Raw genomic sequence first — 18244 nt, 5'->3', positions numbered from 1 at the left:
TTCCTTTCTTCGCAGGATATCCTAATAGATCGTCTTAGGCTCCGACGTTTGCCCGAAGCACTTTTTTGTCCAGTTTGCCCACGCTCGTCAGGGGCATTTCCTCGATAATCTCGATTTCCTTGGGAACCTCGTAGGGCGCCAGGTGCTCCTTGGCGAAGGCGATGATATCCGCCTTCAAGGCTTCCCGGTCGCCGTCAAAAGCGTATTCCGCGTCCAGCGTGACAAAGGCCTTGGCCAACTCCGAACCAGGCCTGTCGGGATTGGGCGCGCCGATCAGGGCCATGATCTCGATGGCCGGATGGTCCGCCATGATGTCTTCCACCTTTTTGGAAAAAACCTTGAAGCCGCTCACAATGAGCATGTCCTTGGTCCGGTCCACCAGGGTGATGTACCCGTCCTCGTCCATGAAGCCCACGTCGCCGGTGTGCATGAACCCCTCGGAGTCGACGGCTTTCCGGGTTTCTTCGGGCTTTTTGAAATAGGACTGCATGATCATGGGGTTGCGGACCAGGATTTCGCCCGGCTCGCCCAAAGGCGCCTCTTCGCCGGTGGCGGTATCGACGATTTTGACGTCCGTATTGGGAAGAGGCAGGCCGACCGCGCCCAGTCTTTTTTCTCCGTGGAGCGGATTCATGACCGCCACTCCCGTGGTCTCGGTCATCCCGTATAGCTCGATGAGCTTTCCCTGGCCGATAACGGCCTCCAACTGCTTTTGGGAATCCACGGGAAAAGGCGCGGCCGCGGAAACGCACTGGGCGAGGCTTGAATGATCGATGGTTTTAAACCGGGGCTGGGCCAGGAGCATGTAATAGATGGAAGGGACATTGCCGAAAATGTACGGCTTCTCCTTTTCCAGAAAATCCATGATCATGTTCACGTTGCGAGGGTCCGGCAGCATCATCTGGGTCATGCCGCAATAAATGGCGAAGGCGTTGACCATGAGGCCGGCGATGTGAAACATGGGAAAGGCCGACATGATCCCGACCTGGAGGCCGGTCCATTCCATATAATGGGTGGTGAGCAGCAATTCGGATACGAAATTCCTGTGGGTCAGAACGGCGCCTTTGGACGGCCCGGTAGTGCCCCCGGTGTACATCAGATAGGCTGCGTCATTCGGCCCGAGTTCCACCTCAAAGACCCCTGCGGCGTATTCCGGATCTTTGAGGATCGAGGAGAAGGCCATGACGGTCTTTCCGGGAAGAGGGCGCAGCTTGCCCGAGGGGACCTTCTTCAGCAGCTTGCCCAGGATCTGTTTGATTTTGGGCAGAAAGCCGGCCACGCTCGCCCCCACCACAAGTTTGAGGTGAGGCAGGCGGTCGGCCATGGGCGCCACCCGGTGGACGAAAAGCGCGTCCAGGGTTACCAGGCCCTTGATCTCGCCGTCGTTAAGCTGGTGCTCCAGCTCCTTGGGAGATAAAAGCGGCGACACGCCGGAACTGATGCACCCGGCCCGCATGATTCCGAGCCAGGCGATGACGTACTCCGGGATATTGGGCAGGTTAATGCCCACCACGTCTCCTTTGCGGAAGCCCTGCTTGATCAGCATGCGGGCGAAACGGTCGGCGTAGGCGTCAATCTCGCCGTAGGTGATCCTCACGCCCATGAAAATCATGGCCGTATTCTTCTTGAACCGGTCCATGGATTCATTGATGACCGTAACGCCGTCGGTTTCGAAAAGGTTCGGATCCAGGTCAGGAATCTCTTTGCCGTAGGATTTTCGCCATATCTGCTCCATTGCCATTCTTCCCTCCTTATCTTCAGTTCCGGTTGGGTTGCTTCCGATATTGGGATTGAACTTTGGATTAAAACCCTTCGAGCTTGGCGATCACGTCCTTCATGACCTCGTCGGCGCCCCCGCCGATGCCCAAGCCTATGGAGTCCCGATAGTACCGGGAGATAGGCATTTCCTTCATAAAGCCCATGCCGCCGTGCATGCGCAGGCACCCGGCGACCATGGAATTGAAAATCCTTCCGGCGTAGAGCTTGCCCATGGAAATCTCCTTGGAAGCATCCAGGCCGGCCATCTTGATGCGAACGATTTCATAGGAGAGTTGCTTCAGGCATTCGACTTCCGTGATCCAGTCCACCAACTGGTGCTGCAACGCCTGCCTTTTGATCAGCGGCTTTCCGAAGACCACCCGCTCCCTTAAATAGTCGACCGTCATGTCGATGATTTCCCGGGCGGCGGTGTAGATGGGAGGCAGCAGGGAAAAACGCTCGTGCTGGAACTGGCGCATCTGGTAGATAAAGCCTTCCCCCTCCTGGCCGATAAGGTTTTCGGCGGGTATTCTCACGTCATCGAAAAAAAGCTCCGCCGTGTCGCTGCACCAGACCCCGATCTTTTCCAGTTTGCGGCTGACATGCACCCCCGGCAGATCGGCCGGAACCACAAAAAGGCTGAAGGCATGGTAGCCGGGTTCGTCGCTGGTCCGGGCCAGAAGGGTGTAGAAATCCGCCTGGGTTCCGTTGGTGATGAACATCTTGGAGCCGTTGAGGACGTAACAGCTTCCATCCCTTCTGGCAGTGCTCTGGAGCGCGGAAACGTCGGAGCCCGCCGCAGGCTCGGTGACTGCAATGGCCCCCACCAGATCGCCGGAGATGGCGCCCCGCAGATATTTGTCCTTAAGGTATTCGCTGCCGAACTCGTCAATGGCCGGCGTGGCCATGTTGGTCTGCACGGAGATGGCGATGGCAAGCCCCAGACCCCGGATTCGGCCGAGCTCCTCCAGAAAAACCGTTTCGTACCAATAATCGAGCCCCTGGCCTCCGTATTTGGGGTCGTACCGGATGCCTAAAAAGCCCAGATCCCCCATTTTCTTGAACAACTCCTTCAAGGGGGTGATGCCGGCCTCCTCCCACTCATCGATATTGGGGTTGATCTCCTTTTTTACGAAGTCGGCCACGGACTTGCGGATCATGTCGTGTTCTTTGGTGAAATGGATTTGGTTGATGGATTTGACTTTTGAGTTGCTCGCCATGGTTGTCGCCCCTCCGATCGGCTGGAAGTTGTTTGTGAAAGCAAATTCGCCTGCAGGGAAAACGCCGCCCGTTCAAGACCTGGAATCCGGGGGATGGAGATAGTGTTATTGGATTAAGCACAAACCATGCCTAAGATAAATAGCCAGTTATATTAATATGTTGTAATGGCGAGTGTTGATTTGGCCCAAGAAAGCGGGGTGTTTTAGCCGAATACGGTGAAAAGTGGTTGCCAAATAAGGCGAAAATTTGATAGGTTTTTTCAGGGAATTCCAAAGCCTTCCATATCTCCATGAAATTTAAGGAGTTTTAAATTCCCGGAATTCCTCCCGCGATAAAAATTCGCCGAATACGGCGAACTTAACCAAGGAGCCTGGCCCATGGTCGACCCAAACGCCTTTTTTCGGGAAACCTCTCACCCCCTGAACGCCAACCTGGACCTTTTCCGCGCAGTGCGCCAATGCCGGCAGGCGCTAAAACGGTACATGCCCGCCGAAGGGCTGGCCATCATTCAGTTGGAGCCCTCCCTCAAGTCGGCGCGGCCTATTATCTGGGACCATGACGGCGGCATTCATTCGGATTTGATCGCGAAATCCGTCATCAGCATTCCCGTGGACACCCGCACCCAGTGGAAAAAATCCCCCCTGCCGGACGCCCGGATCATCAACCGCCCGGAAGACGATCCGGTGGGCTACTATTTTCAGGAGATCAGCGGGCAGGATTTTTCCAATTTGGTGGTCTTTTTGGAAAAAGACGGAGTGCGCATCGCCATTGCGGCGCTCATCACCGCGGACCGGGACCGTTACACTCAAAGGGATCTGGATTTATTTTCCATGCTGAAGGAGCCTTTCGCCAAGGCGCTGGACCATTATTTGCTCGGCCAGGAAATCATCAAGCTCCAGAGGACGCTGGACAACACGGCGGTGGACACCCGGGGCGGGATCGCCCTGGAGGAAATAATCGGCCACAGCTTTGGGCTGAAAAACGTGGCCAATCTCATAGAAATGGTGGCGCCCCTGGACAGCCCCGTCCTGATAAGCGGAGAAACCGGCGTGGGCAAGGAACTCATATCCGGCGCCATCCACAAAATGTCCACCCGGCGGGACGGGCCGTTTATCTGCGTGAATTGCGGGGCCATCCCCGAAACCCTGGTGGACAGCGAGTTGTTCGGCCACGAAAAAGGCGCCTTTACGGGCGCCATCACCCGGCGAAAGGGCCGCTTTGAGAGGGCCCAGCACGGGACGATTTTTCTGGATGAAATCGGGGAGCTCAAGCCCGACATCCAGGTGAAGCTGTTGCGCGTATTGGAAAATATGGAGATAGAACGCGTGGGCGGCTCCGAACCCATCCGCATGGACGTCAGGATCGTGGTCGCCACCCACAGGAATCTGGAAAACATGGTCAAGGAAGGCGCCTTTCGGGAGGACCTTCTGTTTCGCATAAACGTCTTTCCCATTGTCATTCCTCCCCTCCGGGCCAGAAAAGGCGACATCCCGGCCCTGGTGGATCACTTTATCCAGAAAAAATCCCGTTCCCTTTCCATCCACCCCATCCCGTCTTTAGGCGGCGACGCCATTGACATGCTCATGGACTACAACTGGCCGGGCAATGTGCGGGAGTTGGAAAACGCCGTGGAAAGGGAGTTGATCGTCAATCGCAGGGGTCCCTTATCCTTTTCCACCTTCCACGCAGTGTCCTTGGAACCCCCAAAAAAAGCTGAGGAGGGCCGCCCAAGCGAACTGCTTTCCCTGGACGACCTCCTATCCGCGCATATTATGCGTGCGCTGGACCAAACCAACGGCCGGATTAGCGGTCCTAACGGCGCAGCTAAAATCCTGGGAGTCAACCCCAGCACCTTGCGTAATAAAATGATTAGATTGAAAATACCCTTCTCCAGGGCGCAACAAAAAATTCGGGGTAAATGATGTTCCTAAAAATTGGTTTAAAAACCCTTGTTTTCAGTTAAGTTAGGATGGTTGCTTTTCAGAATGACACTGGGTCCCCGTTTCCGGGAGTACATCACGATGATTGCAAAAAAACGCAATCATCCCGCCGCTTCCCTCCACGGGGATGTCGGAGAGCGGCGGCTATGGCAGCCCAAAAGGGGAACCAAGCGCCCACGTTACTTTCGCCAACCTCGAAAAATCGTCATCCCGGCAAGGATGATCCGCTTTTCAGGATCGTCCGCAAGCCGGGACCCAGCGTCACTTTTCCAGTTTGGCTTTGAGTTTGGTTACTTGCTTGAAGGCGCCAGACCTTAAACCGCCTGATCCGAGCGCAGGACGACCTTGAGGATTTCGCCCGGGCGCCACAAGCGCATCCTGGGTCCCCAGGTTCCTGTGCCGCGGCATACGATGACGGCCATGCCGTCCACCTGGTACCGGCCGATGAATAAGGGATACTCCCGTTTCACCAAAAATCCGAAAGGCCAGATCTGGCCGCCGTGGGTGTGGCCCGAAAGCATGAGGTCCGCTCCGGCCTTTGCGGCGGTTTGGGCTCCGTCCGGCCGGTGGGACAGGAAGATGACAGCTGCATCCTCGGGGATTCCCTTAAGGGCTTTTTCCACATTAGGAAAGCTGGTGCGTTTGTTGTATCCGCGAACGTCATCCACTCCGGCCAGGATCAATCCCGGCCGCACCTCCCGCCAGTGGTCCGTGAGAACATTCATGCCAGCCGCCATCAAAAAATTGGCGCCGGTTCCCACGCTGCCGTAGCTCTCGTGGTTGCCTGTCACGCCCCAGACTCCCAGGGGCGCCTTCAGCATTTGCAGGGCCGGGATGACTCCCCATTCATGATCTCCGCGTCCCTCGATGATGTCGCCCACCGCGAAGATGATGTCCGGCTCCATGGCGTGAATTTGTTCAACCCGTTTTTCCATCCATCCTTTTCCCACAAGGGAGCCCAAATGCGTATCCGAGATGACTGCCGCGGTCAAACCGTCCGCCTCCGCCGGAAGTCCGGGCATCACAACCTCATGCTCCGAAATCACCGGAGGCCGCATTCCCTGGAACATGGCCGCCGCCGATAAAATGCTGGCGCAGATAAAGGCTGCGGTTCTCAGGCCGGGGACGAAGCGTTTCAGCCATAGGCCGAATCCGGTTAAAACATCCACGACTCCAAAGCAAAGCCAAAGCAGAAGCATCACGCCCATCCACTCAGCGCCGAAAAACTCCAGGGGATAGGCCCATTTTCCCACTCCCAGACGATCCAGAGCGTGGCCGCCCAGAAAAGCGCCCCAGGCGACGAACATCAGACAATAAACGTACTGCCGCGGAATGCGTTTGGAGACAAAGGGAATGGAACTGATTCTCCAGAAGACGTAAAAATGAAAAGCGGTCCAAATAGTAAGCAGCTTGACAAAAAACACCCGGCCCTCCAAATTTTAAAAAATTAAGGGTGCGAACGCCCTTAATTTTTTGTGCGTAGCCGCATTTATAGCAAGATCGTTAACAGTTGTACAAACAAACGGAGGGTAATTTACCCTGGAACGCATTATCCGTCCAGACCAATCGCTTTTATTGCAGCCCGAATTTAGGCGGCCTTACAAAACTCCCCTGGCTCTTAACAAAGGAATGGGGTCGATCAGGCGCCTGGTGAACCAGTCTTTTTTGCCGGCGTCGCCCAGGGCGATGGCCAGCAGTTCGGAAAAATGCATGACCGGAATTTTCTTTTTGGAAGTCACGCGCATTTCCAGGTTCAGGCTATGGGCAGAGGAGCTGCCGCAGCAGTTCCAATCTTTAAGTTCTACGAGTTTATAGCCAAGGCTTTCGCACATGGCGTGCAAGGGCTGGTTGTTTTCCTTGGCCGTGGTGGCCATGGAGCAGCCGGGAAAATACGGGATTCGTTTTGGGATTTTATTTGCCATCGTTGCGGGCAGATGGTGGAGCAGGTATTGCAGCCTACGCATGTCCAAATGGTTGTGCTGTTTAAAACGGTTTTTTCCTGGCCCAGCAGCACAAGGCGCAAAATCGCGGGAGGCGAATAGTCCATGGCTTGCACAAAAGGGCAGGTATTTTAGCAGGCCCGGCATTGGAAGCACATTCGCGAGTCCGTGTGGGCCAGCCTGTTGACTTTGTCGGCAAAGATTTTATCCAGCTTTTTAAGTTTTAGGGTGGGTTTCGCATTGTTTGAAGTATCCACAAGATTTCAGCATGAGCCCTGTCACAAAACCCCCCACAGGTTTCAATCAGTCGACAAATAGTTCTGTACTCAAGTAACGCTCTCCGGTGCTGGGAAGAATTGCTACAATCAACTTGCCTTTGTTCTCCGGCTTTTTCGCCGCTTCCATGGCGGCCCACACCGCTGCGCCGGATGAGATGCCGCATAAAACGCCTTCTTTGGCGGCAAGCAGGCGCGCAGTTGAAAACGCCTGTTCGTTGGTGACGGTCGCAACCTCGTCAATCATGGATCTGTCCAGGATTTCGGGCACGAATCCGGCGCCGATCCCCTGGATCTTATGAGGGCCTTTGGCGCCCCCCGACAACACGGGGGAATCCGCCGGCTCCACTGCAATGGACCGGAACTCCTTATTGCGTTCCTTAATCGCCTGGCTGATCCCGGTGATGGTTCCGCCCGTACCCACGCCCGCAACCAGAATATCGGCCTTTCCGTAAGTGTCCCGCCAGATTTCCTGGGCCGTGGTTTCCCGGTGGATCGCCGGGTTGGCCGGATTGGCGAACTGGTTGGGCATAAAGGCGTTGGGCGAGGACTTGACGATTTCCTCCGCCTTTTTGATGGCGCCGGCCATGCCTTCGGCTCCGGGAGTAAGCACCAGTTCCGCGCCAAGGTGCTTCAGGAGCTTGCGGCGTTCCATGCTCATGGAGTCGGGCATGGTCAGGCATAGCTTCTGGCCTTTGGCCGCGCACACAAAAGCCAGGGCTATGCCCGTGTTGCCGCTGGTGGGCTCCACGATCAAGGTTTCGGGAGTTATTTGACCGCTTTTTTCACCGGTCCGGATCATGGCCTCTCCAATGCGGTCTTTGACGCTGCCCAGAGGATTGAAAAATTCCAGCTTGGCCAGAATGGTCGCTTCAAGCCCCTGGGTAATTGCATTTAGCTTTACCAGAGGAGTTCCGCCTATGGCGCTTGCAATATTTTTTAAAACAGGCATGGCGTCTCCTTGTTAACGATAGCTGAGCGTGGGCGGCTCCATAATCACCCGGGTTCCGGGCGGTATGGACTCCGTCAGCCACACGTTGCCGCCGACGACCGAGCCCTTGCCGATCACGGTTTCTCCGCCCAATATGGTGGCCCCGGAGTATATGATCACATCGTCCTCGATGGTCGGGTGGCGTTTTTTGTTCCGCAAAGCCTCCCCGGCGTTTTTAGGCAGGGACAAAGCCCCCAGGGTCACGCCCTGATATATGCGGACGTTCTCGCCGATTTCCGTGGTTTCCCCAATAACCACGCCGGTTCCGTGGTCTATGACGAAACGGCCGCCTATGGCCGCCCCGGGATGGATGTCTATCCCGGTGAGGCCGTGGGCGTACTCCGTCATAGTCCTGGGCATAAGGGGGATGCCCATTTCGTACAGCTTGTGCGCTATCCGGTACACAAATATGGCGTACAGCCCCGGATAGCTGAAAATAATCTCGTCGTGGCTCTGGGCCGCCGGGTCCCCGTCAAAGGCGGCCTGGACGTCGGTCTCCAGGACGTCCCGGATTTCGGGCAGGGCGTCCAGGAGAGCCAGGGCGGCTTCAAAGCCGCGATCCCCGCAATCGCTGCATTCCTGATCGTAGCGCATGCAGTCGTGTCGGATGCTGTTTGAAATCTGCTGGGAAAGCATTTCAAACAGCACGGTCACGGTCCTGCCCAGGACAAAGCTCAGGTTAACCGGGTCCAGGCGCTCTTTGCTGAAGTAGCCGGGAAACACCACCTCCCGCAGCTTGTCGATGATCTCCTCCAGGTTCTCCGTGGACGGAATGGGATCGTAGTCCACGTGGGAGATGCACGAGTCCTTGCCGCAGTTATCCAGGATTTTGTCCACCACGCCCGGCAGCTTTTTCCGGTACTTGGCGGTCAACTCCTCGCCGACCCGGCACGTATGCTGGTCTTTTCGGTCGTCTTTCATAACAGCGCCTCCGTTATTGGGGCCTGTCGGCCCAGAACGGGGACATGTCCCTCAGCCGCTGGATCACAGGCGGCAGCTTTTCAATCACAAAGTCGATTTCCTCCTGAGTGTTGTATATGCTCAGGGAAAACCGGATGGACCCGTGGGCGCAGGTAAAGGGAACCCCCATGGCTCTCAGCACATGGGACGGCTCCAGGGAGCCGGAGGTACAGGCTGAGCCGGAGGATGCGCAAATGCCCAGTTCGTTCATCATCAGCAAAATGGCCTCGCCTTCCACGTACTCAAAGCTGATGTTCGTGGTGTTGGGCAGGCGGCTGTCCGGATTGCCGTTGATCCTGGCGTTGGGGATTTTTTCCAGCAGTCCTTTTTCCAGGCGATCGCGCAAAGCCGCCACCTGGAGGTTTTCCTTGGCCATGTTCTTGGCTGCCAGCTCCGCAGCCTTGCCCAGGCCGATGATGGATGCCGTATTCTCCGTGCCTGCACGGCGTCCCTTTTCCTGATGCCCGCCGATCAACATGGGCGAAAACTTGGTTCCCTTGCGGATGTACAGCGCCCCCACGCCTTTGGGGCCGTGGAGCTTGTGGCCGGAAATGGACAGCATGTCCACCGACGAATTGGCCATGTCGAGGGGGATTTTGCCCACCGCCTGCACCGCGTCCGTATGAAACACAATGCCGCGTTTTTTCACCTGGGCCGCGATTTCCTCAATGGGGAATATGGTCCCGGTCTCGTTATTGGCCCACATGATGCTGACAATGGCCGTGTCGTCGTCCAGGCTGTCGAACAGGAATTCCAGGTCCAGGTCTCCCTTGGCGTCCACCGGAACGAAGGTGGTTCTGTAACCTTTGGTCCCAAGGTGCTCCACCAGGCTTTTGATCGCCGGATGCTCCACCTTGGTGGTGACGATGTGCTTTTTCTCCGGATGGGCGTTCAGGGCCGCCATAACGGCCGTGCTGTCGCTTTCCGTCCCGCAACTGGTGAAAAGGATCTCGTCGGGGGAGGCGCCGATCAACTTAGCTACTTTGGCCCTGGCCTCCCGGATTTTTTCCGCCACCTGCCCTCCAAAGGAATGCATGCTGGAGGGGTTTCCGTACAACTCGGAAAAATAGGGCAGCATTTCCTGCAATACTTCGGGCGCCGTCATGGTCGTGGCGTTGTTATCCAGGTAAATGGTATCCATAATTAAACCTCCTCCACCACAAGGGTATCAACCACCAGTTCACGCAATTTGGCCTCCACGTGGCCTTTCAGGGTCGCCTGGGAAGCCTGGCAACTGGAGCAACGGCCCTGGAGCCTGACAAGGACCTTATCCCCGTCCACGTCCACCAGCTCGATGTCTCCGCCGTCCTGCTTCAGGGTGGGGCGGACTTCCCGCTCCAGGGTCTCCTGAATAAGCTGGATCTTCCGGATGTTAGTCAACGGAGCCGGTTTGGGCTTAACGTCTCCCTTGTAGGAGTCCAGGATTTCCTGGATGTCGGCGTGGCACTTCTGACAGCCGCCTCCCGCCTTCACGTAATTGGTGACCTCCTCGATGGAGGATAGGTTATGCTCTTTCACCACACGGTGGATTTCCTTGTCGGTCACGCCAAAACAATCGCACACAATCTGGCCGTCCGCCTTTTTGGCCTCCTGCCCCCGGAAATTGGAAATGGCTTTTTCCAGGGCGTCGCGGCCCATGACCGAACAGTGCATTTTCTCCCGGGGCAGCCCGCCCAGGGCTTCGGCAATGTCCTCGTTGCTCACCTTTTCCGCCTCTTCCAAAGTCATGCCTTTAAGCATTTCCGTGAGTACGGACGAGGAGGCAATGGCGCTGGCGCATCCGAAGGTCTGGAACTTCACGTCTTCAATTTTATTGTCGGAACCCAGCTTGAAGCTGAGCTTGAGTGCGTCCCCGCAAGCCAGGGAGCCTACTTCACCGATGCCGTCCGCATTTTCCACAACGCCCACATTCCGGGGGTTGAGGAAATGGTCTTTAACTTTTCCTGTGTATTCCCACATAGACACCTCCCGCCGCTTTGAAAACGGCCCCAAGCATATATTTATGATTTTAAAGCTGTTCTTGCATTATAGCATTTGGCTTCTTATCTTGAAAAGTACCACATTGTGGTATATACTTCAAGCGCATAAAATATGGTGCATGCTTAGGGAGCCTGTCAAGGGTAAACTTATATAGGGAAGTTTAAATTATTGCAAGGCGGGATTCCGATTATGGACAATGAACAATTTATATTGTTGCGAAAAGCCCTGAAAAAAACCCAGACGGCCCTGGCGGATCTGTTGGGCGTGTCGGTGAAGGCCGTGCACAGTTATGAGCAGGGTTGGAGGAAGATCCCGGCCCATGTGGAAAGGCAGATGTATTTTTTAATTTCCCGCAAGGAAAAAAAAGGAAGAAAGAAGGCGTGTTGGGCTGTAAGCAACTGTCCGCCCAAGGTGAAAAGAAGTTGCCCGGCCTGGGAGTTTCAGTCCGGGGATATGTGCTGGATGATTCATGGCACCCAGTGCCAGGGGCATTCCTCGCACGATTCCAAGGATGTCCTGGGACGGTGCCGGGAATGCGGGGTGATCAAGTCCTTGTCGCCCGCGTTTGACGATAAAGGAGCGGGGGAAGGAGAACCGAGCAAATGAAAATAGTCTCTATTGCGTATAGCAAGAAAAAGGGAACCCGTAAGACCTGCGTGCAGGAAGCCCTCTTGATCAAAGAGCACGGGTTGGAGAATGACGCCCATGCAGGCCCTTGGCATCGGCAGGTGAGTTTTTTGTCGGCCGAGGCCATTGACTGGGCCAAGGATAAGGGCCTGGACGTGGGGTTTGGAGATTTCGCCGAGAACATTTCCACCACGGGCATAGACTGGAAAAATGCGCCAATAGGCTCACGATTCAGGCTGGGTAAAGAGGCCGTGGTGGAAATCACCCAGATCGGCAAGGAGTGCCACAAAAAATGCGCCATTTATTATCAGGCCGGGGACTGCATCATGCCCCGGGAGGGCGTGTTCGCCCGGGTTTTGAATGGGGGAAGCATTTCGGTAGGGGACGCTGTAGAACAGATTGATACTGTTTAAGGTCGCAGCTTATAAATGCGATGCGCCGGAGCTTTCGCGCATGCGGTCGATGTTTGTCCTCTTAGACATTTTTCATAAATTCACCCTGCCTTCTTACTTCTATGTCAACCATTGGTAAAGTTTACCAAGTTATGATATGCATAACTGATTATGGGCGGTATTTTTGACTGTATAATTCCTGTCTCAAGTAGTTGGTATGGAGATTAAGCATGAAAAAGTTGGCATGTGTTGCATTGATGATCTGTTTGGCGTTCTCGATTGGTTGTGAAACAGCACGAAAATCCAATGTCAAGTATAGCGCCTCAACGTATAGCGCAAATAACCGGAGCCTGATGATCGGGAAATGGCTGGGGGAAATGGTGAATGATCAAGGAGAACAGCAAAAATGGCTAGTCACAAGATCATCCGACGGCACATACAAGGTTCAGTTTCAGACTTCAAAGCCAGGCGCGCAATACGTAAGGGAGCAAATCGAGGTGGGGATGTGGGGCGTATCCGGCCCGATCTATTTTACCATTACAAAAGGGGCGCTGAAAGGTGACCAGTTCTTGCCTGCGGACCCGGAAGATCCATTATATTATGATGCTTATGAAATAATATATCTTGATGAGGATACTATGAAATATCGTCACATCGATATGGACGTCACTTTTCAGGTTCACAAGGTCGCTGAGGATTTTGAATTGCCCTAATCTTTCTGGGCGGCTTTGAGTTTAGGAAAATAGCTGAAATTCTCCGGTGGAGTAGATGTTGTCGCCGGAGAAGATGCGGAAGGCGTACCCTTCATCCTGAGGCCACAGGCCGGCCTGGATCGCTTCCACGCCCCGGGGGATTTCCCGGGAAAATTGGACGACCATGCTTTGGATCTTGCCGCCCTGGGGAAAGGCCGAGGCGATGAGGGTTTCCAGGTAGTCAAAGTACACGGCGTTGTTGACGTGGCCCAGGGGATCGTAGTCGGACGGCCGGGTGGGGATGGTGCAGACGTGCTCGGGAACGGCTTTTTGGTCGGGCTTCCATTCGTCGATGCTCAGGTCCCAGTCAATGCCGGGCTCCTGGGTGTAGGTTTCGCTGGCGTGCTTTGGGGGGCGGACGATTTTTTTCCGGGCCAGGTCGATGAACAGCCAAAAGCTCTTGGCCGAAACTAAAACCTCATCCCCGCAAAGAATTTCAAAATCGCGATAGGCCCTAAAGGCCTTTTGACCCGTATGCCACGTGAGCACTTTCAGCTTTTCTCCCAGGGTGGGAGGCCGGTGGATTTGCACGCCGATCCTATGCAGAACCCAGGCGTTTCCTGAATTGATCAGATCCTTGGCGCCGAACCCCACCTGCTCCGAATGGATGGCCGCAACCTCTTGCAGATAGTTCACCAAGGCCCGGGGCCGCAGGGAAAAATCCGCCTTAAGCTCAAAAAACCGGGTTTGCTTTTCCAGTTCAACTTTCATGGGAATTCCATTCCCTGATTATGCCGCCGGCCGCGGCCTTGCCTTGTTCGTATCCTTCAAGGAGCACTTTTTTGTCTTTGCCCAAACGGCCGGGTTTGAAATTTTCCGGCGGGCAGATTTCCTGAATCCAAACGCCCGTTGGGGGTTTGCGAATCAGTTCTATAGATTCGTTGTAGCGCCGCACTCTATGGGACGCCGCCTGAGCCAGGGCCGGATAGTTTTTTAATTGGCGCGACAGAATTTTTTGCGAGAATTTTTCGTTTTTAAAATAACTTTTCGGCCTGGATCGGATGACCATAATTTTTTTTGCGCCCATTTTCAAGGCCTGCCTGATGGGAATGGGATCGGCCACGCCTCCGTCCACGCAAGCCCGGTTGTCGATCCGGGGAAATCCTCTATACAGAATGGGCAAAGCGCTGGAGGCTTTCAGGGCTTCTTCCAGGTCGTCCATGCCGGGCCTTTTGTAGACGGCTCGGCCGGTGTTCACGTCCGTGAGGCAGATGATGAACTCCTTGCCGGAAGCCATGATGGTTTTCAGGTCCAGGCGGACTTCCTTGATGGTGATATCCCACAGCCAGTCCAGGTCCATGAGGTGGCCGCATTTGAGGAAGCGGAATAAGCTGATGAATTGGGGGCGTAACGAGTAGTCTGTGAAGACTTTGAGGTTTCGGCCGGGCATTTCCGCCAGGAAGGCCGCCAAGTTGGCCGCCCCGGCGGAAACTCCCAAACACAAGTCAAAAGGATTAAACCCCTCTGCAAGGAAGCCGTCCAACACACCAGCAGCGAAGACTCCCCGCATGGCTCCCCCTTCGACGATCAAGGCTCGGGGAAATGGCCGATCTTTCCCAATGTGGTTCTTTGAATAATCTGTGGCCATTTCCCCTCTTACAATAGGAGCCTTGAAGGCGCCTTTTTCGGGCCGGCAACCGGATGACACCGGCCGAAAGGCTATATATAAAATCACCCTCCGAAGCAGTCGTCCGGAATCTCAATGGCTGCGCCGTTTCCTTCGTTCATGGCGTCCATCTTGCCCAGGGCGACGGGCAGCACATTGTAAATAAAGAACTCCGCAGTTTTAATTACGCCGGAGTAATAGGCTTTGTCCTTGCTCTTGGCTTTTTCCTGGGCCTTTACAGCTATATTGGAACGCCATAAGAGCATCCATGCCATGATCACGTCGCCGGTGGCCTCCATAAACGGAAAAGCGGAAGCGAATGACGTTTTAATCAGGGGGGTGGCAAGGTTTTTGGATAAGGACTGGGCGGTTTCTCCCAAACATGCCAAGGCGTTTGCGAGACGGTCCGCCATGGCGGAGAGCTCCGGAACTTCCAGTGCGGCGGTGATGCAGCTATTTACTTCGTTGGCGAATGCTTGAAACAGGGCGCCTCCGCGCATCTGCAGCTTGCGGCCCAAAAGGTCCATGGCCTGGATGCCGTCCGTGCCCTCGTAAATGGAGGTGATCTTGCAATCGCGTAAAAGCTGTTCGATGGGGTATTCCTTGGTGTAGCCGTAACCTCCGTAAACCTGCATGGCGTTGACGCACACGTCAAAGCTCCTCTGGGCGGAATAGCCTTTGACCAGGGGGATGAAAAAGTCAATGAGGTCCTGACGGTTTTGCGCCTGGTCGGAGTCGGGCTCGGCTTTCATCCAATCGAACAGGGACGCGGTGTAATATATAAAGGAGCGCATCCCGTCCACGTGGGCTTTCATCCAAGTAAGCATGCGGCGGATGTCGGGATGATTGACAATAGTAACGCTGGGGCTGTTTTTGCCTGCGGTCAGGTCTTTGCCCTGGATTCTTTCCTTGGCGTAGTTGCAGGCGTATAAATAGGCGGAAGAGGCGTAGGTAAAGGCCTGGAAGCCCACGTTCAGGCGGGCGTCGTTCATCATGTGGAACATGATTTTCATGCCTTCGCATTCCTGGCCCAAAAGCAGGCCCCGGCATTTGCCGGCGCCGCCCAGAGTCAGGCTGCACGTGGCGCTGCCGTGGATGCCCATTTTTTCTTCCACGCCGGTGCAGACCACGTCGTTGAAATCGCCCATGGAGCCGTCTTCGTTCACCCAGTACTTGGGCACGATGAAAATGGAGATGCCCTTGGTTCCTTCGGGCGCTCCCTCCACCCTGGCCAGGACCGGATGCACGATGTTTTCGGTCAACTGGTGTTCGCCGTTGGTGATGAAAATCTTGGCGCCGGAAATGGAATACGTGCCGTCTTCGTTTTTCACCGCCGTGGTGGTCAGCGCGCCCACGTCGGATCCCGCCTCGGGCTCGGTCAGGAGCATGGTGCCGCCCCATTGGGCGGTGTACAGCTTATCCAGGAAAAGGTCTTTTTGCTTCTGGGAGCCGAATGCCTCGATCATTTTGCCCGTGCCGTGGCCCATGGTGGCGTAGTTGACCAGACAGTAGTTGCCTCCCCACAGGTATTCGCGGGTGGGGAAGTTGATGAGATAAGGCGTGCCCTGTCCGCCCAGGTCCGGGTCTTCGTTCATGGCGGTCCAGTCGCCTTCCCGGATCAGGTCAAAGGCTTTTTTAAAGGATTCCGGAACCAGAACCTCTCCGTTGTCGAAGGTCACGCCGATTTTATCGCCGTCCGCGTTGGTGGGCAGGATTTCCTTGATGGCCAGGTTTCTGGCTTCGGTAATCATCATGTCGAACAGTTTTCTGTTCATGCCTTTGTAGACGGGCGTCTTGGTGAGCTGCTCCATGTCAAGCTGCTCATAAAGGACAAAGTCTATATCTCTTCTGTCTGCAAGTACCTGCGCCATTTGGTTGCTCCTTTTCGGGGGCGTAAGCAGTATGCCGTATTTATTGTGTTGCGGCGCCTGCTTTTAATGGACGTGGGGGGGGGATGCTCCATTAAAAGCAGGCCGCAATCGTTATATAGTAACACCCGGCGGCCAAGCCGCCGGATGGGGGCGCCGCTATTTGCCTTTAAACTCGGCCTTGCGCTTTTCCAGGAACGCGGCCATGCCTTCCTTCTGGTCTTCGGTGCCGAACAGCATGCAGAACAGGTCCTGCTCGATGTTAAGGCCGTCTTTCAGGGAGACGTTCAGGCCTTTGCGCATGGCTGTCTTGGCGGCCCGCAGGGCTACGGACGATTTGCTCATGAGCTTGCTTGCGAGCTTTTTGACTTCGTCCATCAGCTGGTCCTGGGGCACAACGCGATTGAGAATGCCGTAGCGTTCGGCCTTTTCCGCCTTCACCATGCCGCCGGTCATGACCATTTCAGCCGCCAGGCTGTAGTTGATCAGCCGGGGAAGCCTTTGGGTGCCGCCGCCGCCCGGGATAATGCCCAGGTTGATTTCAGGCAGACCTACGACCGCGGTCTCGGAGGCGATCCGAAAATCGCAGCAAAGGGCCAGTTCCAGGCCGCCGCCCAGGGCGTAGCCGGAAATGGCTGCGATGGTGGGCTTGGGAATGTCGGCCAGGCTTTCCTGAATTCTGAAAGAGCCGTCCGTAAGCTTGAATGCGTCGGAAATCGTCCCTTTGGACATGTGCTCGATGTCGGCGCCCGCCGCAAAAACCTTGTCAGAGCCGGTGAGGACGACCACGCGAACGTCGTCATCCGCGGCAGCGGCCGCTACGGCCTGTCCGATTTCGTCGAACACCACGTGGTTCAGGGCGTTGAGTTTGTCGGGGCGGTTCAGGCGGATCCAGGCGATGCCGTCTTCCGTGCTGTACAAGACATATTTAAGGTCCATGATATTCCCCTTGATGGCCTATATTATTTCTTGGAGTAGTCGTACCAACCCTTGCCGGTTTTCTGCCCATATTCGCCCTTGGTATAATGGGAAACCAATTGAGGCCTGGGCAGGTCCGCGGGATCGCCGCTGACCCTGAATGATTCCATGCCCATGGTGTAAGCCAGGTCGATGCCGGTGAGGTCCATGAGGGTGAAGGGGCCCATGGGATGGCCGGCGCCGTAAACGCACGCTTTGTCGATGTCTTCCACGGAGGCCACGCCCATTTCCAGCATCCATTGGGCTTCTTCGTAAATTCTGAGGAAAATGCGGTTCAACAGGAAGCCGTTGACTTCTTTCTTCACGTGCACGGCGACCTTATCCAGCTTGGTGCACAGATCCATGGAGATCTGGCAGGTTTCATCGGAAACGTGGGGGCCTTGAACCACTTCCACCAATTTCATGACCAGGGCAGGGTTGAAGAAATGGAGATTCAACACCTTTTCAGGCCTGGAGGTGGCGTCCGCAATGCGGGAGCTGACGATAGCCGAGGAGTTGGTGGCCAGGATGGCGTGGGCCGGGGCCATTTTGTCCAGGTCGGCGAAGATCTTGCGTTTGAGGGCCAAAACTTCCACAGCCGCCTCAATTACGTAGTCGGCGTCCTTGGCGGCGTCGGCCATATCGCTGGTAAAGCGCAGGCGGGCGCGGGCGGCCTTGGCGTCGTCTTCGCTCATTTTGCCTTTGGCCACGCGGCCGGGCAGGTAAGAGTCGGCAAAGGCTTCGGCCTTTTTCAATTGTTCTTCAGAGATGTCAAAGCAGGTGGTGTTGTACCCTTTAATAGCGCATTGCAGGGAAATCTGGTGTCCCATGTTGCCGGCGCCGATAATGCAAATATTCTTTACGTCATCGATATTCATTACATTTCCTCCATGATTAAAAAATTTATCCTGATTATGGGAGAGCCGCCCGCGTCCTTCACGCCCTTTGACCGAAGGAGAGATGAAGAACGCGGAGCG

Annotated in this window: 17 protein-coding genes and 1 pseudogene; 4 read left to right on the top strand and 14 right to left on the bottom strand. The window is 55.4% G+C overall.

The window, feature by feature from the left end:
• Positions 1-34 precede the first annotated feature (34 nt).
• Positions 35-1741: an AMP-binding protein gene (locus G491_RS0104020; protein ID WP_028313667.1), complete on the bottom strand. Its 1707-nt coding sequence runs from the start codon at positions 1739-1741 to the stop codon at positions 35-37.
• A gap of 61 nt (positions 1742-1802) precedes the next feature.
• Positions 1803-2978, bottom strand: coding sequence for an acyl-CoA dehydrogenase family protein (locus G491_RS0104015; protein WP_051327019.1), 1176 nt, complete (start codon positions 2976-2978; stop codon positions 1803-1805).
• Between the two features lie 378 nt (positions 2979-3356).
• Here G491_RS0104015 and G491_RS29360 point away from each other — a divergent pair, with 378 nt between their 5' ends.
• Positions 3357-4901: a sigma-54 interaction domain-containing protein gene (locus G491_RS29360; protein ID WP_035217581.1), complete on the top strand. Its 1545-nt coding sequence runs from the start codon at positions 3357-3359 to the stop codon at positions 4899-4901.
• Positions 4902-5233: 332 nt separating this feature from the next.
• Here G491_RS29360 and G491_RS0104000 read toward each other — a convergent pair whose 3' ends face one another.
• The 7 genes and pseudogenes from G491_RS0104000 to nifU form a co-directional block, all read right to left on the bottom strand.
• Positions 5234-6343, bottom strand: a complete 1110-nt coding sequence (locus tag G491_RS0104000) for a metallophosphoesterase (protein WP_028313664.1) — start codon at positions 6341-6343, stop codon at positions 5234-5236.
• A gap of 174 nt (positions 6344-6517) precedes the next feature.
• Positions 6518-6883, bottom strand: coding sequence for a heterodisulfide reductase-related iron-sulfur binding cluster (locus G491_RS0103995; RefSeq protein WP_157467953.1), 366 nt, complete (start codon positions 6881-6883; stop codon positions 6518-6520).
• Between the two features lie 20 nt (positions 6884-6903).
• Positions 6904-6966 (bottom strand): annotated as a pseudogene (locus G491_RS36700) (hypothetical protein); the annotation flags it as partial.
• Positions 6967-7162: 196 nt separating this feature from the next.
• On the bottom strand, positions 7163-8086 hold the full coding sequence (gene cysK, locus G491_RS0103985; protein ID WP_028313662.1) for a cysteine synthase A: 924 nt from the start codon (positions 8084-8086) through the stop codon (positions 7163-7165).
• A 12-nt stretch (positions 8087-8098) separates the two neighbouring features.
• Complete coding sequence (epsC, locus tag G491_RS0103980; RefSeq protein WP_015947414.1) at positions 8099-9046, bottom strand: serine O-acetyltransferase EpsC; 948 nt, start codon at positions 9044-9046, stop codon at positions 8099-8101.
• Between the two features lie 13 nt (positions 9047-9059).
• Positions 9060-10226, bottom strand: coding sequence for a cysteine desulfurase NifS (gene nifS, locus G491_RS0103975; protein ID WP_015947413.1), 1167 nt, complete (start codon positions 10224-10226; stop codon positions 9060-9062).
• Positions 10227-10228: 2 nt separating this feature from the next.
• A complete protein-coding gene (gene nifU / locus G491_RS0103970; protein ID WP_028313661.1) occupies positions 10229-11044 on the bottom strand; it encodes a Fe-S cluster assembly protein NifU in 816 nt (271 codons plus the stop codon).
• Between the two features lie 210 nt (positions 11045-11254).
• Between nifU and G491_RS0103965 the strand changes: the two genes are divergently transcribed.
• The 3 genes from G491_RS0103965 (at position 11255) to G491_RS0103955 (ending at position 12797) form a co-directional block, all read left to right on the top strand.
• Positions 11255-11671, top strand: a complete 417-nt coding sequence (locus G491_RS0103965; protein WP_028313660.1) for a helix-turn-helix domain-containing protein — start codon at positions 11255-11257, stop codon at positions 11669-11671.
• Entirely contained in the window at positions 11668-12105 is a 438-nt protein-coding gene (locus G491_RS0103960) for an MOSC domain-containing protein (RefSeq protein WP_028313659.1), read from the top strand. The genes G491_RS0103965 and G491_RS0103960 overlap by 4 nt, the downstream gene beginning before the upstream one ends.
• A 209-nt stretch (positions 12106-12314) precedes the next feature.
• Positions 12315-12797 carry a hypothetical protein gene (locus tag G491_RS0103955; RefSeq protein WP_028313658.1) on the top strand — a complete coding sequence of 161 codons (483 nt, stop codon included), beginning with the start codon at positions 12315-12317 and terminating at the stop codon, positions 12795-12797.
• Positions 12798-12818: 21 nt separating this feature from the next.
• On the opposite strand, the gene G491_RS0103950 is transcribed toward G491_RS0103955, so the two are convergent.
• The 5 genes from G491_RS0103950 to G491_RS0103930 all read right to left on the bottom strand — a co-directional run bounded on the left by G491_RS0103950 (position 12819) and on the right by G491_RS0103930 (position 18145).
• Entirely contained in the window at positions 12819-13547 is a 729-nt protein-coding gene (locus G491_RS0103950; RefSeq protein ID WP_028313657.1) for an acyl-[acyl-carrier-protein] thioesterase, read from the bottom strand.
• Positions 13537-14424, bottom strand: a complete 888-nt coding sequence (locus G491_RS29355; RefSeq protein WP_035217743.1) for a patatin-like phospholipase family protein — start codon at positions 14422-14424, stop codon at positions 13537-13539. The genes G491_RS0103950 and G491_RS29355 overlap by 11 nt, the downstream gene beginning before the upstream one ends.
• Before the next feature lie 83 nt (positions 14425-14507).
• The gene (locus G491_RS0103940) at positions 14508-16313 is read right to left on the bottom strand and encodes an acyl-CoA dehydrogenase (protein WP_028313656.1); all 1806 of its coding nucleotides are present in this window, start codon (positions 16311-16313) and stop codon (positions 14508-14510) included.
• A gap of 156 nt (positions 16314-16469) precedes the next feature.
• Entirely contained in the window at positions 16470-17249 is a 780-nt protein-coding gene (locus tag G491_RS0103935; RefSeq protein ID WP_028313655.1) for an enoyl-CoA hydratase/isomerase family protein, read from the bottom strand.
• A 23-nt stretch (positions 17250-17272) separates the two neighbouring features.
• Complete coding sequence (locus G491_RS0103930; protein WP_028313654.1) at positions 17273-18145, bottom strand: 3-hydroxyacyl-CoA dehydrogenase family protein; 873 nt, start codon at positions 18143-18145, stop codon at positions 17273-17275.
• Positions 18146-18244 lie beyond the last annotated feature (99 nt).

Origin of the sequence: Desulfatibacillum aliphaticivorans DSM 15576, assembly GCF_000429905.1 — a bacterium.
Lineage (GTDB): Bacteria > Desulfobacterota > Desulfobacteria > Desulfobacterales > Desulfatibacillaceae > Desulfatibacillum > Desulfatibacillum aliphaticivorans.
Note: the sequence above shows the minus strand (reverse complement) of the source record. Positions and strands in the feature narration are given on the sequence as shown.